General features: G+C 42.0%; 15 protein-coding genes. 3 read left to right on the plus strand and 12 right to left on the minus strand.

Translation table 11 applies throughout. The features are described from left to right. Positions 1 to 78: 78 nt before the first annotated feature. Positions 79 to 3330 (minus strand): TonB-dependent receptor, encoded by a 3252-nt coding sequence (locus DRW42_RS20685; protein WP_113950735.1) that lies wholly within the window; start codon positions 3328 to 3330, stop codon positions 79 to 81. A gap of 675 nt (positions 3331 to 4005) precedes the next feature. Between DRW42_RS20685 and DRW42_RS20690 the strand changes: the two genes are divergently transcribed. Next, complete coding sequence (locus tag DRW42_RS20690; protein WP_113950736.1) at positions 4006 to 4506, plus strand: GNAT family N-acetyltransferase; 501 nt, start codon at positions 4006 to 4008, stop codon at positions 4504 to 4506. A gap of 3 nt (positions 4507 to 4509) precedes the next feature. Here the strand turns inward: DRW42_RS20690 and DRW42_RS20695 are convergent, their stop codons facing one another. From DRW42_RS20695 to DRW42_RS20715, 5 genes are all read right to left on the minus strand, one after another. Then, positions 4510 to 5079 (minus strand): DUF4256 domain-containing protein, encoded by a 570-nt coding sequence (locus DRW42_RS20695; protein ID WP_113950737.1) that lies wholly within the window; start codon positions 5077 to 5079, stop codon positions 4510 to 4512. 400 nt (positions 5080 to 5479) lie between these two features. Then, positions 5480 to 6058 carry a YdeI/OmpD-associated family protein gene (locus DRW42_RS20700; RefSeq protein WP_113950738.1) on the minus strand — a complete coding sequence of 193 codons (579 nt, stop codon included), beginning with the start codon at positions 6056 to 6058 and terminating at the stop codon, positions 5480 to 5482. Positions 6059 to 6063: 5 nt separating this feature from the next. Then, complete coding sequence (locus DRW42_RS20705) at positions 6064 to 6450, minus strand: DoxX family protein (RefSeq protein ID WP_113950739.1); 387 nt, start codon at positions 6448 to 6450, stop codon at positions 6064 to 6066. A gap of 6 nt (positions 6451 to 6456) precedes the next feature. Then, on the minus strand, positions 6457 to 6924 hold the full coding sequence (locus tag DRW42_RS20710) for an SRPBCC family protein (protein WP_113950740.1): 468 nt from the start codon (positions 6922 to 6924) through the stop codon (positions 6457 to 6459). Between the two features lie 6 nt (positions 6925 to 6930). Continuing rightward, positions 6931 to 7254, minus strand: a complete 324-nt coding sequence (locus DRW42_RS20715) for an ArsR/SmtB family transcription factor (RefSeq protein ID WP_113950741.1) — start codon at positions 7252 to 7254, stop codon at positions 6931 to 6933. A gap of 244 nt (positions 7255 to 7498) precedes the next feature. Between DRW42_RS20715 and DRW42_RS20720 the strand changes: the two genes are divergently transcribed. Beyond that, positions 7499 to 7948, plus strand: a complete 450-nt coding sequence (locus DRW42_RS20720) for an SRPBCC family protein (protein ID WP_113950742.1) — start codon at positions 7499 to 7501, stop codon at positions 7946 to 7948. 173 nt (positions 7949 to 8121) lie between these two features. Further along, positions 8122 to 8484, plus strand: a complete 363-nt coding sequence (locus tag DRW42_RS20725; protein ID WP_113950743.1) for a nuclear transport factor 2 family protein — start codon at positions 8122 to 8124, stop codon at positions 8482 to 8484. Between the two features lie 61 nt (positions 8485 to 8545). Here DRW42_RS20725 and DRW42_RS20730 read toward each other — a convergent pair whose 3' ends face one another. The 6 genes from DRW42_RS20730 to DRW42_RS20755 are packed head-to-tail and all read right to left on the minus strand — an operon-like array spanning position 8546 to position 16288. Further along, entirely contained in the window at positions 8546 to 9919 is a 1374-nt protein-coding gene (locus DRW42_RS20730; RefSeq protein WP_113950744.1) for a YeiH family protein, read from the minus strand. Between the two features lie 16 nt (positions 9920 to 9935). After that, positions 9936 to 11378, minus strand: a complete 1443-nt coding sequence (locus tag DRW42_RS20735) for a phytoene desaturase family protein (protein ID WP_113950745.1) — start codon at positions 11376 to 11378, stop codon at positions 9936 to 9938. Positions 11379 to 11382: 4 nt separating this feature from the next. Further along, positions 11383 to 12636: a sulfite dehydrogenase gene (gene soxC / locus DRW42_RS20740; RefSeq protein ID WP_113950746.1), complete on the minus strand. Its 1254-nt coding sequence runs from the start codon at positions 12634 to 12636 to the stop codon at positions 11383 to 11385. Beyond that, positions 12636 to 13235, minus strand: coding sequence for a c-type cytochrome (locus DRW42_RS20745; RefSeq protein WP_244215338.1), 600 nt, complete (start codon positions 13233 to 13235; stop codon positions 12636 to 12638). Before DRW42_RS20745 ends, soxC begins: the two co-directional genes overlap by 1 nt. A gap of 4 nt (positions 13236 to 13239) precedes the next feature. After that, positions 13240 to 14943 (minus strand): acetate uptake transporter family protein, encoded by a 1704-nt coding sequence (locus tag DRW42_RS20750; protein WP_113950747.1) that lies wholly within the window; start codon positions 14941 to 14943, stop codon positions 13240 to 13242. A gap of 13 nt (positions 14944 to 14956) precedes the next feature. Continuing rightward, positions 14957 to 16288 (minus strand): DoxX family protein, encoded by a 1332-nt coding sequence (locus tag DRW42_RS20755; RefSeq protein ID WP_113950748.1) that lies wholly within the window; start codon positions 16286 to 16288, stop codon positions 14957 to 14959. Positions 16289 to 16300: the final 12 nt, after the last annotated feature.

The following is a 16300-nucleotide window of genomic DNA, read 5'->3' on the forward strand; positions in this document are numbered from 1 at the left end:
GTGACGACTATATATAAAACAAAAAACGGCCTGACCTTTTTAAGATCAGACCGTATATATATTAGTTTTAAAAAAAGATTAGAAGCTATATCTCAATCCCAGTTGCATCTGGTAACGTGATGCAAAGAAATCTTTTGAGTAAGAGGTTACATCTTTTTGCGCAAAGGTATATACCGGATATGCCGTTGGTGTACCTGCAGTTTGAACTTTGATACCCATGCTGGCCATAGAGTTATAAGTATTAGGAGAAAAATACTGAACACCCCAATCTTTATTAACCAGATTGGTTAGGTTGATGATATCGTAAGTTAAAGTAAGTACGTGCGGGTGTTTTCCTTTAGCAACCTGTAAATCCTGAGAGAAACGGAAATCTGCCTGAACATTCCATGGCGTACGTGCACCGTTACGTTCTGTAAAATCGCCACGACGGCTGCTCAGGTATTTATCACCGTTGATATAGTTATCAAATGCTGCTGCCTGTGCAATTCCATCAGGTGTATTGGCAAAGAATTTCTGTGTTTCGCCTACCGCCGGCACATACATTAAACTTACTGTTTGTCCGGTTCCATTGATCCTGGTGTTTACTAAACCCAATGAATATGGAGAACCCGACTGACCGCTGAAGAACAACGAGAAGTTAGATACATATTTACCGTTTTTAGCCCAATCTAACCTGTAATTAATGGTTGAGATAATCCTGTTACGGATATCGAAGTTAGAGTAAGCCAAACCTGCATTGTTTGGACTAAGCGACTGGTTTAACTGCCAGTTAGACTCCATCGAGTTACGGATACCGTTGGCAATATCTTTCGATCTTCCGTAGGTATAAGCTACCATCATATCTAAACCGATAGGAAGTGATTTACTTACCTGGGCAGTTAAACTGTATTTATAGCCTTTATCAGTGTTCGATAATAAATAGGCATTAGTATACAATGGATTGATTTTAGCACCTGAATAAATCGGCTGTTGTTTTTGCGTATCGTAAACCATGTAAGTAGGATTATCTACATAGTTGATCTGCTGGAACTGCACATCTTTAATCACCTGACTAAAAATTCCTTCAACCGTAAATTTCCACTGATCGTCTGTTTTATAATCGAAAGCCAAGTTGCTTCTCCATGCTTTTGGCATTTTAAAGTTATTGTCAACTAAATCTACCTGTGTAGCACCGCTTGCATCTTTAACATTAACACCTTGTTTGGTTACATAACCAGCTTCGCCATTACCGGTTAAAGCATCTTTAATCGGATCTGAACCCGCAGCCGGTTTCACGATTTTGCTAGGATCAGCATTTGTATAAACATACGATTTATCAAAAGCACCATAGTTTACACCGTTATTGTAATAAGCATAACCGATCCATGCGAAAGGAACACGGCTGGTAAATAAACCGGTACCGCCACGCATCACCAAACTCTGGTTACCCAATACATCGAAGTTAAAACCGATACGTGGAGAAATCTGGATTTTATTCAGGAATTTTCCTGTGATTGCAGATGGCTGTGTATAGGTATAAGTTGTACCATAGTTTGGATCAACCGGAGAATTGGTTGTTTTTGAACTCAATGATGGCATATTTGGTAAATCGGCCATATCAAAACGTAAACCCGGTGTTAATTTAAAACGGTCGCCAATACGGATTTCATCCTGGCCGTAAACACTGTACATGTTCACATTAAATTCAGCAGTTGGGTTTGCAATAATGTTATCGCGGCTATTGTCGCCATAATTATAGCTGGTACGCACACGGTTAGGTTGGTTGGCTAAGAAATCGGCAATGCTGCTATAAGCTACGCGGCCATTCCATGAGTTTACAAAACCATAATTAATTTTGTAGAACTCGTTGTGTGTACCAACAGTAAAAGTATGGATACCTGAGCTGTAAGTATAGTTATCGGTAAATTCGAAAGTATTCTGTTTCATGTTAAAGATACTCGCTTCACGGTCGGTACCTAAAAACAATGTTCCGCCGTTAGCCGCAATTTCGATCTGCGGTACAGCCGGATTAGAAAGTGGATCACGGTAATCGTGAACGGTAGAATAACCAACAATCAGGTTGTTGGTAGCCGAATTTCCGAAACGGGTTTTCAGATCCGCAACAGTTGAAGTTTGATTGTTGTTTTGTTTGAAATCGATACCACCGAACCTGAAGTTAAACTGATCTCTTTCCAGGTTTGTTGCTTTCGAAATAATGGTGTTATTTCTGATCGTTAACTGGTTATTTTCGTTGATATTCCAATCTAAACGGTTAAAGAATTTGTTCGATTGTGAATAAATGTTGTAATCGCCAAACGAACCCGCATCTATACCATAAGCATTTTTCATGCGGTCAGAAATCTGCTGAGCTTCTGATAAGGTAAGCAGTTTCATATCTGATGAGCCTGCACCTAAAATTACCGGATCCTGACGGCGGGTGATCTCCTCATTGGTAAAGAAGAATAATTTATCCTTAATGATCGGGAAACCTACGCGGAAACCGGTTTGGTAATCGTGGAAAGCAGAAGGCTCTTTGCTGTTATCGCCAGTTTTGTTCCTGCCAATTAATGAAGCGTTACGACCATAACCATAAACCGATCCAACTACTTCGTTTGTACCCCCACGGGTTACGGCATTGATACTTCCACCTAAAAAGTTACCTACTTTAACATCGTAAGGAGAAAGTAAAACGGTAACATCCTGGATGGCATCAAGCGAAACCGGATTGGTACGGGTACTGCTTCCCGGCATGCCCGAACTTCCGCTCTGACCACCTAAAGAAGGACTGAAACCAATGGCATCGTTATTAATTGCACCATCGATAGTTACGTTATTGTACCTGAAGTTGGTACCACCAAAGGTATTATCTTTACTGCCCTGCGGCGTTACGCGGGTAACATCCTGCAAGCTGCGGTTCATGGTAGGCAGGGTTTTAATCTGACCTTCGCCAATGCTGGTACCGGCACCTGATTTTGTTCCGCCTTTCTGGCCTTTAACACTTACTTCGGCCAGTTGATTGCCCTGCTCCTGAAGATCGATATCGAGTTTTACATCGTTACCCAGGGTTAAATAAATGTTTTCTTTTACCACCGGACTATAACCTACAAAGGTTACGGTGATTTTGTATGGTCCGCCCGGGTTTAAGTTGCCAATACGGTAAAGGCCGTTTTCGTTTGAAGAACCTTTAGATACTGTACCAGTTGGCACATGTACCATAACGATGGTTGCCCCGGGGATAGCACCTTTATTATCCTTTACTTTTCCATTAATGCTAGACGTTGTAACCTGCGCCTGGGCAAATGTAACCAGGAGCACGAGGATACTTACTAGGGATAGTATACGTGATTTCATTTTCTGTTATTTTATTTTGGTACAAAACAACAGCACTAATGTTAATTCAATATTAACAGCAGATTAACTTTAACCTTGAATTAACAATAAGAAAATGAGGATTAAATAATAGAAAAACAATTCCTTAACAGCCTTTCTGAAGCCGGAATAATAAGACGAGCGATATGCTCAAATGTCAAACATAAAGATGAAGATTTTATGAAGTTTCCATATATGATGTTGCATGGTATTTTATTGTTATACTGTTTGATTGTTCTATTGTTGTTACCAGCGATTGGTAAAGCAATTTAATAATGTAGCAATCCGGATATAATTATCAATATTCAAATCACAACATTCAAAATCCAGCGATCGGTTTAACAATGCAACAATTCTCTCATTACAATTAACCTGTTAAGCATTCACAACAGTTTTCAATTTGCAGTTAACATTTAACAATCGAACAATTAAGCAATTCTCCTATTAAACGTAATCATTCGCAACAGTTTTCAATTGGCAACTTGCAGTTAACCATTTAACAATCGAACAATTAAGCAATTAACCCCATGAGCGTAGCCGAAAGGTAAACAGTAACCTTTTTGCTCCATGCAAACCAATGAACAAGTGACCAATGAACAAATGACAAATAAACAAATGACCAATGAACGAATGAACCTATTCCCTATCTTTGCACCCATGACAATAAGATTAGCCGTTACAGCAGATATCCCTCAAATTATGCAGCTGGTGAAGAAGGTTGTACCCTTAATGCGTGCCGCCGGGAATTTTCAATGGGGAGATGATTATCCCAATCCGGAAGTTTTTGCGAAAGATATAATCATCGGGCAGTTATGGGTTGCTATATTGGAAGATCAGGTTGTTGGGGTTTCGGCCATTACCAACGATCAGGATGAAGAATATGCGGATGCCGGCTGGGACATTACCGAAAAAGCGATTGTAACACACCGTTTGGCCGTTGATTCCGATTGCCAGGGCAAAGGCATTGCCAAAGCTTTAATGCAACAGGCAGAAGTGGTTGCCGAAGCAACAGGAGTTAAGATTTTAAGGGTAGATACCAATAGTGAAAATAAGGCTACGCAAGCGCTTTTTCCAAAACTTGGCTATACTTTTAGTGGCGAAATCGGTTTAGCTAAACGCCCGGGTTTGCGGTTTTTCTGTTACGAAAAGCTGTTATAGTAATTATACCCTTAATAAACCGCGGAAAGCCCTTGCAGCATAATACGATTGTGCACCATTATGGTAAATAAATACATGGTCGTACCGCCGATCGCCAAAAAGGGCACCGCCCAATTTCCTGATTGCAGGTGGGGTAACCAGCCAGCTTGAGGTTTTCGTATCGAATTTTCCGAATTGCTGTAAGTAACGATATTGCGCTTCAGTCAATAATTCGATGCCCATTGCAGCAGCCATATCAACCGCGTTATTTTCGGGTTGGTGCTCTTTTCTCGATTCAAGCCCTTCGCGGTCGTAGCAAACACTCCTGCGTCCTTTAGGACTTTCGGCCGAGCAATCGTAAAAAATATATTCGCCGGTAGTTCCATCATAATCTACCACATCGGGTTCGCCGCCTGTAACTTCCATTTCATCAAGCACCCACAGTTTTTCTGGTTTGGTTATTAAGCTTTCTTCAACTTTACTCCACACTAAATCTTTATGCAGGTTCATATTTTTTTCAAAACGAACTTTTAAGGTATGGAGTAGCTCTGCCGTTTGTTCGGTGGAAAGTTCTTTTTTATTTATTTTGCTCATAAAGTGATTAATTTATTTTCAAAATATCGTCTCGACCGGAGTGCAACAGTCGAGATGACGTTTTATAGCGGGGCTAAATGGCCAAACCAGCCTTTCATTATTGAGTTACAAGGCGCACAAACCCTTGTTTTTAAACCCGACAGCAGCGACAGCCTCCGATTTTTTTTATCGGAGCTATAGCGAATGGCGGGACTAAAAACCGCCAAGAACCACAAGCCGTTCATTTTCTAATTGTAGTTGTGCAGTCAGATCTTACCATCTGACTATAGATTAATTTAAAAAAAGAACTTCAGTGTAGGATGACAACACCCGACACCACAAATAAATGTAGTGAAAAGGCAAGACTACACAAGAAAAAAAGACCCTTCGACTACGCTCAGGGTGACAAACCGTGTAAAAACTAATCATCCAATCCTTTACCATTCAAAATCTGCGGCATATATTTCTCCACCCTGGCTTCGCGGGTTTTGGGCTGCTTAGCAGACGAAAAATACAAAAGATATCCGCGCTGTCGCCCTGGTGTCAAGGCTTCGAAAGCTACTTTTAAATCCGGAATTTGGTCCAGTTTGGTTTGAAACTCCGCCGGAATTGCATATTCAGTCGTTTTCTTTAATTCAACTTTCAATCCGGCTTTTTCTACCTCAATGGCTTCCAAAATATAGGCTTTTAAAATTGGCTTCATTTCTACAATCTGTAATGCATTGGTAAAGCGGATCTGCCTTGATGATTGAACATTCTCCGTTTGCTGGATCAAGATAGCTTCCTTATCTTTCAATAAAGCGCCTTTAAAAAATAAAAAAGCACAGTATTCTTTAAAATCGTGTATTAAAACGATATTGTTTCCATTAAGCGTGTAACACGGACAGCCCCATTTCAATTCTTCGGTAAGTCCGCAATCGAGGGCAATTGTTCTTAATAAGTTTACTGCCTCCTGCCACTTTTTGGCTTTGTTAAAATAAAAATCAACTTTTGGATTCATCTTATTTACGGATTAGTTGAAACAATTCTTCTTTCAGCAGGTCTGAAATACCACGAAAGTACGGTTAACATCAATAATAACATCGGCCCGAAATATGCCGAAAAACTCTGATCGGCCACCGAAATATGCGAAAAAACAGCACCAGACATGGCAAAGAAAAAACCTGCATAAGCCCATTCTTTGAGTAAAGTAAATTTAGGAATAAGCACAGCAATAACCCCCAGAATTTTCCAAATACCTAATAGCGTGAGAAAATAAACCGGATAACCCAATTGCTTAAAAAGTGCAACTTCTTCTTTCATTTTCAGTAACTGTACAATACCGGTTGATAACATGCCCAGGGAAAGCCAAACGGTGGCGATCCAATAGATAATTTTGTTTCTCTTTGTCATGGTTTTTTATTTTAATTGAGTAACAATATTTTGCAAACGGTTATGCGCCATGTTAATGCCCTGGGCAAAAGGTAACGAGAGAATCTGGTCTCTCAATCCAACCGATTTATATATCACATGCATGGTGAGCTTGCTCCTGTCATTGCTTAGTTTTTCGAAAGTTAAAAATTCAAGCTGCGCGGCAAATGGTGTATTTTCCATTTCGAATGTCCTCGTAATTTTTTCTTCGGGTACAAATTCATGGATTACACCACTGGCCACAAAAGCTACGTTCCCTTTATTATCCGAAGTTTCGAAAGCATAACTGCCGTGTTTTTTATTTTCGAGTTTCAGCACTTTCGTCCCCATCCATTGCGCTACAATTTCGGGTTCTACATAAGCTTTAAAAAGCAATTCAACAGGCAGGTCAAACTCCCTGGTAATCACAATTTCCTGTTTGCCATTTTCAGCATCAATTTTTGTTTTCTGCTCCATTTGGTTTTATTTGCTTGGTTTATAATTTTTCATGATATCTTCCAGTTTGTTAAACCTATCGTCCCACATCTGGCGGAAAGGTTCGATAAAATCAGCTATTTCTTTCATTTTTTTGGCGTTGGTGTGGTAATGCACTTCCCTCCCGTTCTGTTTCTGCTCCAGTAATTCGCACTCGGTCAAAATCTGCAGGTGTTTAGAAACTGTTGGTCTGGCCGTATCGAAATTTGCGGCTATAGCGCCAGCCGTCATCGATTGTGTGGCTACCAACACCAATATGGCCCTGCGGGTGGGGTCGGCAATAGCCTGAAATACATCTCTTCTTAAATTCATTATGTAGTTAAATGACTACAAATATAAGTGTAGTCATTTAACTACGCAAATTTTTAAGGTTTTTTTTTTGCGAAGGTGTGGTGTGCGCAATATGTCGTATACGCACCGTCAGAAAGTCGTTTTTCTCCCTGTTAATTTCACTTTTTAACCTCCATATTTGTTTTAAGCAACAGTGGAGCAGTAAACACTTAAAAAACGGGCGAACCGAAAAGCCACAAGAGTAGGAATAATAAAGATCTATTTTATGTCTGACAATAAAGTTTCATTACACAGGATTATCAAGGCATCACCAGAAAAATTATACCGTGCTTTTACCGACAATACTGCAATTGCGGCATGGTTACCACCTTATGGCTTTCTTTGCACTGTTCACGAACGCAAGGTAGGGTTAGGAATTACTTATAAAATGTCGTTCCAGAATTTTACTACCGGAAACAGCCACGGCTGGACCGGAGAGTTTCTGGAAATAAAGCCCAACGAATTTTTAAAGTATACCGATAAATTTGATGATCCGAACCTTCCGGGCGGAATGATTACTTCTGTATGGTTTAATAAAACCATAGTGGGTACCGAGCTAACGGTAGTACAGGAAAATATACCTGCAGTAATACCGGCCGAAATGTGTTACCTGGGTTGGCAGGAATCTATCGAAAAACTGATTAAACTGGTAGAACCTGAAATGCCTGATGCTTAACCTGCTACAGATAGCTTAATGATTCTCACACTTTTAATAAAGTAAAGTCGTGCATTTTTGCATGGCTTTTTTTTACGGCACTATTTTTTTTGCTCTACTAACACAATGATTATCAACACTAAACAATTTGCCAGCAGTAAACGTCTATATTATAATAACTAAAATTTAATGATATGACCACACAAGAAGTTGCTGACCAATTGGTACAGCTTTGCCGTGAAGGCAAAAACGATCAGGCGATTGAAGAACTCTACGCTGATAACGTGGTGAGCAGGGAGCCGAAGGGATCGGACATGGAACTGACTGAAGGTAAAGCCGCAGTAAAAAACAAAACGTTACGATGGGAAGAGAGCGTGCAGGAAATCCATAATGCATCGCTTTCTGACCCGATTGTTGCCGAGCATCATTTTTCTTTAGTCATGGATATTGATGCCACCTATAAAGAGCATGGAAGAATGAAAATGAGCGAGATCTGCGTTTACGAAGTAAAAGACGGTAAAATCGTCGCCGACGAGTTCTTTTATCGGATGGGATAAAAAGACAGCGCTCCGGATGTTCCGAAGCGCTGCTTTATTGAATGACCTAAAATGCCTTCATTTACTTAAAATCGGGCACAGGGAACAAATACCCGCCAAATAAGATATAGGCCCATAACAACGTCCAGAAGATGTTAAAAATCTGGGCTGTAACAAAAGTAAATGCCGGCCGGCCACCCTGCAGTTTTACCAGTGATGAAAACTTGGCTTCCATACCAATCGAAATAAAAGCAATGGCGAACCAAACGGTACGCAATCCGTTTAAGGTTGGCGCCACACTTTTTGCAGTTGCAGGCGATAATAAGAAAGAAAACACCAGTGATGCAGCAACAAATCCCAATACAAATTTCGGGAAACGTTCCCATACGATTTTAAGTCCCGGACTTTCTGCTTTAACCAAAACCTCACCATTTTCGCCTTTTGGTTTTTTATAAGCCCACCAGATGGCGATAAAAAATGCGGCTACACCGATAAAAACATTTTGCGAGAATTTAGCAATTACCCCGGCTTTAACCGCAATTGGTCCAACCAAATCCCCTGCTGCTGTAACTGTTGCAGTAGTATCTAATGTTCCGCCCAGCCAGGCGCCACCAATTACATCCGGAATGTGGAAATACCTCACGGCCCAGGGCTGGATAATCATCATGGGGATGGCCATAATCAACACCAATGTGGTTACGTAAGATAATTTACGTTTATCGCCGTTAATGGCCCCTGCTGCAACTATTGCTGCTGAAACACCACAAATGGATACTGCAGATGCTAAAATCACACCAAATTCATCATCCACTTTCAGCCTGCGGCTTAACCATAGGGAGAAAAACCATACTGCCGTTACCACGATAACCGCCTGCACAATTCCGGGTAAACCTGCTTTGATTAAATCGGCCGATAAAATGGTGGTTCCTAAAATTACCAGACCGGTTTTAATATAAAATTCAGACCGTACGGCTTCTTTTAACCATTCGGGTAGTTTTATTACGTTCCCTAAAAAGATCCCGATTAGCAAAGCAAAAACCACATATTCCAGTCCGAAATACGATACACTTTTATTGCCGCCAATGATGAAAGAGATAATGGCAAAAAAGTAGATCAGCGAAAAACCTGTGGCAAACCTCGCTACGTTACCACCAGAAAGGCCGATGGCTGTGGATGCAAGTGCCAGAAAAATCACACCAGTTTCTAAAATGAGTAATAAATTTGAACCTGAAAGGATTTTACCAAAAAGATCGTCGGAAGTAGCCCATTTATAAGCAGGTAAAGTAATGGTTGTGCCGTTATTGGTTAAATAAAGTACGGTGGCAATAATAATTGTTCCTAAAATTACCGCCCACCAATCTTCGGTAAGCGATTGTAAAAATGTTTTTTTATCGGATGTTATTCCGGCATCTGTTAAAGCTCCCGTAGTGCCTGAAGCATTGTTTTGTGTTGACATCGTTTTTTCTTTGTGGTTATCTGATTTTTATGTTGAAAATATCTTTTAATACTCTTTTTCCGGCATTGTAGCCGCACATTCCGTGTACGCCACCACCCGGCGGAGTGGATGAAGAGCAGATGTATAATCCTTTAGCCGAGGTTTTATATGGCGACCACCTTAAAGCCGGACGGGTAAATAATTGCCCAAGGTCTAGTATTCCACCATTAATATCGCCGCCGATATAGTTACGGTTATGCGCTTCCATCTGTTCGGTATTCATGGTGTGTTTGGCCAAAATCTGATCTTTAAAACCAGGTGCAAAACGCTCCACCTGATTTTCGATTAGGGTTGTCATATCCTGTTTTGATCCGTTTGGAACATGGCAGTAAGCCCAGGCTGTTTGTTTTCCTTCGGGTGCACGCGATGGGTCGAACAAACTCTGCTGTGCCAAAAGCACATAAGGTTTTTCGGCCTGCTGGCCTTTACTGGTCATGAGTTCACCTGCGGCTATCTCTTCGAAAGTATTGCCCAGATGTATGGTACCCGCCCCCCGGCATTCTTCGGCAATAAATGGAATCGGACCATCCAATGCCCAATCTACCTTAAACACACCCATACCATAACGGTAACGTTCGAGTTGCCATTTGTAAATACTGGAGAATTTATGCCCGGCAATTTGTAATAACTGTTTCGGGGTAACATCAAAAAGCACCGCATGGGCAGAAGGCAATTGATCTAAAGAAGTTACAAAGATTCCGGTTTCGATTTTCCCGCCAAGCGATTTAAAATAACCGGCCAATGCTTCTGCAATAAATTTTGATCCGCCTTTGGGTATCGGCCAGCCTTTAAGGTGTCCACCAGCCAATAATACCAAACCAATGGCTGTAGTGCTTAAATTGCTTAAAGGTTGTATGGCATGTGCCGCCATCCCGCCAAAAAGCCCGCGGGCATGTTTTTCTTTAAAACGTTTAACAAAACCTGTAGCGCTGGTTAATGCTTTTAGGCCAAAACCTGCCATTGCCAATGGGTGTTTGGGGAAATGTAAAGGTCCTAATGCATCTTTATCAATCAACGGCCATGCAGTGGTGATATTTTCCATTAAGGAAGTATAGGTTTTTGCATCGCCACCCAAATAATCAGCTGTTTTATGGATAGAATGATCCAGTATAGCAGCGGTACCATCATCAAAAGGATGTGCCGCAGCCAAAACAGGCTGTAAATATTCCAAGCCAAAATCTGCCAGTGGCAATGTTTTAAAAAACGGCGAAGCCAGTGCCATCGGGTGGATGGCCGAGCATACATCGTGCGTAAAACCGGGCAAAGTGAGTTCGGCCGAGCTCAATCCGCCCCCAATTACATCTTTACCTTCTATAATTAAAACGGAAAGTCCCTGTTGCTGCAAAAGGATGGCCGCAGCCAATCCGTTTGGCCCTGATCCTACTACAATTGCATCATAATCCCGTTTTTCTAGTTTCATCTGGTTATTTTATGGTTTCCGGTTTAAATAAAACGGTCCCGTCATTTTTAATCTGCCATGCAGTGATGGGGTTCATGTGGTATCCGCCCAGGTTTACTCCACGGGCCTCTGCCAATTGTGCCAAAGTTGGCTGTAAATAGCCGGTTTCGTCGGTCACACGGCTTAATATTTCTGTTGCTTCACCCTTCCAGTCCCACAAATACCTGAAATAGGTATGTGCCTTGCTCAATACGGGTTCCTGTAAATTAGCCAGTTGCCATGTTTTGCCGGCATCGGTACTTACTTCTACTTTTTCTACCTTTCCCCTGCCGCTCCAGGCAATTCCACGTATTTCTACCCAGCCCTTATTTACCTTTTGGGGATAAGAAGGATAGGTGATGATGGAACGCGCATCCAACTCAAAGCTAAACATTCTGATTTTATCTTTTACAGGGTAAGTATATTTTGACGTTTCTTCCCTGGTCATGTAAGGTTCTTCAGAAAGTTCGATGCGCCTTAACCACTTGATATTCATATTGCCTTCGAAACCAGGCAAAAGTAACCGGATTGGATAACCCTGCTCAGGCCGTATGGCTTCACCATTCTGGGCATAAACAATCATGGCATCATCCCAGGCTTTTGCGATGGGGATGGTACGGGTCATTATTGCTGCATCCGAACCTTCGGCCAGAAACCATTTTGCCTTATCGCTGATGCCCACTTCATTAAATAGGGTAGAGAGCATTACACCTGTCCACTCGCTCTGACTGGTAAGTCCGAGGATATCCTGTGGAGTCATTTCGGCTTTACCTGTGCGGAAATTACCGGCACATTCGATAAAACAGGTACGGGTAACAGCTGGGAACCTTTTGATATCGGCAAGGGTAAATTTCATCGGGTTATCAACCAATCCGTGAATAAGCAATTCGTGTTTTGCCGGATCGATGGTTGGAACACCGGCATGATGGCGTTCGAAATGCAAATCGGCCGGCGTTATGGTGCTGTGCAAATCCTGCAAAGGAGTACGCGAAGAAATATCGGAAGGTTTGCGTACGGGTTGCTCAAATGGTGAACGTTTCCCCAGCGGACCAGGCCCTGGACCAACAATTTTAGTCGGATCATCTGCAATTTCAGGAAGAACCGGCGTTTCAGGTTGCACTTCATCAGCAAATAACGATTGTACAGGTAAAACTGCCGCAGCAAGTACCCCTCCCAGTAAAGTTCGCCTGCTGATTTTACCAGTCGCTTTTTTCTGATCTTTGTTTCCGCGTTTTTCCATTACTTTATTTCAGGCCCTCCTTTGCGGTCATCCATAATAAACAGTTTTTTAGCCGGCATGACCACTTTATATAGGTTTTTGGCATCGAGTACCACATCTGCTTTGATAATTTTGTTGGCATTGAGCAGGTAGGCTGTTATGCTGTATACTTCATCATTGCTTAAAGAGCCGGGAAGATTGTAGGGCATGGCACGGCGCATATAATCGAACAAAGTGGTGGCATAAGGCCAGTAATTGCCAATGGTTTTGGGCTTGCTGGTAGCCGATGTATCGCCCACCAATGCGTTGCCTGGGAGTTTTACACCAGGCTTTTCGGTACCATCCACACCATGGCACATTGCACATTTTTGAGCGTACAATAACTTTCCTTTTTTTACATCGCCCTGTCCTGCCGGCAATCCTTTCCCATCGGGACGGACATCAATATCCCATGCTGCAATTTCCTGTGCGGTAGCCGGGCGACCAAAACCGAATTTAGCCGGCCGCTTTAAGCTATCCGTTAAAGGCTTTTTTCCTTGTAATGGTATAAATGCCGTTTTAAGCGACATCAATAACAACATTACAGGGCATGCGAGTATGAGTACCGTTTTTTTGTTCATCTCCTTAATATTTACCTGCGCTCAAAGTGCTTTTTGGCAATACATATTGTCGGTCGTAACGATCGAGCACGACGTAAATAGAATCTTTTCGCTCATTGATACCCGAAAGGATAACCCTCGAACCATCGGTGGTATCATACCGCAGTACCATACGATGGCGTTTTACTTCCCTTGGTTTTTCTTCAAATTCGCGGTCTCTGCGGGTAGACCATGCGGCTTTATCGATCATTTTATTTTCATCGCCGATGTGTTGCCAAGCCGTTTTACTGATCCAGTTGTCTTCTTTTGGTTTGGCTTCTTTGGCCTTGTCTGCACCTTTGCGTCCGCCCCTTAAAGCCATCACATTTTTATCCTGCAGGTACAGCACTTTATCTACGGTATCGGCATAATAATGAAATGCCCTTTGGCCACCGGCAACACCGCTGATTTCGAAAGTACGCTGGATATCGCGCATCGGGCTACCCCCTCCGTTTGATGGATCAATGAGTACTGGTCGATTGATTTTGAAGGTTAGCGTGGTCCAGTTTTCGAAAGTAGCTTCCTGCCACCGGGTAGAATCGAGCGGATTAAACGGAATAACTTCTCCGTTAATTTTAAACTCACTTACACGGTAATTTCCCCTTAGTTTTTTAACGCCAGCGGTTGCAGGCTGTTTGTAGGGATCGTATTTAAAGTTAATCACCTCGGTATAGGTAAGCACGCCGAAAAAGATCACAAAAGTGAGCACTTTTAAGGTAATGCGGGTGTATTTAAGCCATGGTTTCCGAAAATCGGGGTATACCCTGAATGGAACGGTATAACGTTCGAGAATGAGCAGGTTGTATAATTTAGGAAAATCGTCGGCAGCGATAAACAGCCCGAGCAACACAAAATAAAATGCGTACACATGTACACCGCCATCGTAAGCATAGTTTACGAAAGTGATATCACCTAGCGCAGCCGCTAAAAGTATAGCGCCAAAAGTGCTGGTTTTCCGGAAGAAAAGCATGGCACCGGCAACAATTTCGACCACACCGCCAAAAACCTGGTACCAGGGCACTACACCAACCGAAAGCCAGTATATTTTTTGTGCGGTAAAATCGCCAAAATTACTGTTGAGCAAACCCAGCGATGGGTATGGCATCTGCGTAGGGAAAAGTTTGGTAAAACCGAAGCCAATAATGCCGATTCCGGCGCGGTAACGCACCACCACCCTGATCCAGTAATAAAGAATGTGATAGGATTTGCGCTTGCGGTCAAAGGCCGTCCAGATTAATGCACCTACGAGTGCAAATACCAGTGCGATGCCCCAATCTACATAATCGGCCAGAAAACTTCTTTTGGGCGGTAAAGCTGCTCCATTTTCGTTTTTGGCTTCTGCTTTTTTGGCGCCAACTTTTTCTGCCTTATTCTTTTTGACACCATCTTTTTTAGACGATTCATCACCTGATGGTGAATCGGTAATATCACGCGAGCGCTGTCCGCCAAAAAGCGATAAAAAGCTGGGCTGGAAACGAGCAATATCGTACAGATCTCGGTAATGCGGTCGCGACCAATCTAAGGTAAATACGTTTTTATACCAATTGGCCGAAAATGGGATAGACATAGCGAGGAAGAAAATAAACAGCACGCGGAAGCCAAATTTCTTTTGCCACGACCATGGCTTTTTAGCTGCGGCCTGTTGCGCTGTTGTTTCGTTTTCTATATCCTGCTGTTTTATTTCAGACATAACATTAGCTTTTTTATAGTTTAAGTGCTTTGCGACGGCTAAGCTTTAAAGGATATTTTTTATCGATTTTGTTCAGCACCACGTAAATTGAATCGCGTTGCTGATTGGTACCCGAAAGGATGATGGTTGCACTATCAGGGCGGCTATAATTTAACCGCAACTGCTCGCCCTTGTAGTGTGGATTTTTGTTATCCAATAACAATACATGGTTTGCCGAATCGACAGTATAACTGTAATAATGCCTTCCGGCGGTACCAGCCAGTTCATAATCGCGGTCTTTATCATTTTTAAATACCTGTTCGTAATTTGCCGAATCAACAATTACTTTCCGATCGGAGCGCACACTGATGGTGGCCCATTTCTCGAATACTACATCTTTCCAACGGATCGAATCTGCGACAGCATAAGGTAACACGCGGCCATTGATCCTGAACTCGCCTACATTGTAAATACCGGCAGTTTTGGTCAAACCTTTGGTGCGTGGAAACTGATAAGGATCGTGATGAAAACCAGAATAGGTTTTAAAACCATAAAGGAAAACAAAAAAGAAAATAACCAGTGTTTTAAGCACCAAACGTAAGGTTTTGGTTTTCCCTACAAAATTTGGTTTAAAACTGTTGGGTGCGGTTGGCCGCTCGAGCGATACCAGGTTATAAATTCGCTGTGCATCGAACCAGAGCACAAAAAGCGCGAAAGTAACCAGGTAAGTGGCATATACAAATTCGCCGCCTTCGTAAGCCAGGTTGGAAATAAATACATTTCCGGTAAATACCAGGATAATTGCTGCACCGATGGTTGCTGTTTTACGGAAGAACAATAATAAACCTGCAAGGATTTCTATTGCGCCTAAAAATGACTCGTAAGATGGCACAATGCCCAAACTCATCGAAAATATTTTCCAGTCGGTAAAATCGCCATAACTGGTATTTAAATTACTGATAGATGGAAAAGGTGCCTGCAAAGGGAAAAATTTGATAAATCCGTAACCGATGATGCCAATGGCCAAACGGTAACGCACTACCACCCTTAACCAGTAATAAAACTGGTCATAATTGATGTCCTTATATTTCGATTTACCCCAAATTACCGCACCAATTATTGCAATTACCGCAACGATGATCCAATTGATAAAACTATCGGCACCGGGCAGAAATTTGGCTGATAAACGGCTAAGGTTAAAAATATCGCCATAGCTGATGTGAAGCCAGTTAAAGCCAAAAACTATTTTAAAAAAATCTACACTTAAAGGAATGGCCTGAAGGATAAAAAAGAGAAAGAAGAACCTGAAAATCAGCTTTTCCCTATTGGTCCATACAGGTGGCGATGGTATGTTGGTATTACTCATTGCTTTAATTTC

This window comes from Pedobacter miscanthi (assembly GCF_003315595.1).
GTDB lineage: Bacteria > Bacteroidota > Bacteroidia > Sphingobacteriales > Sphingobacteriaceae > Pedobacter > Pedobacter miscanthi.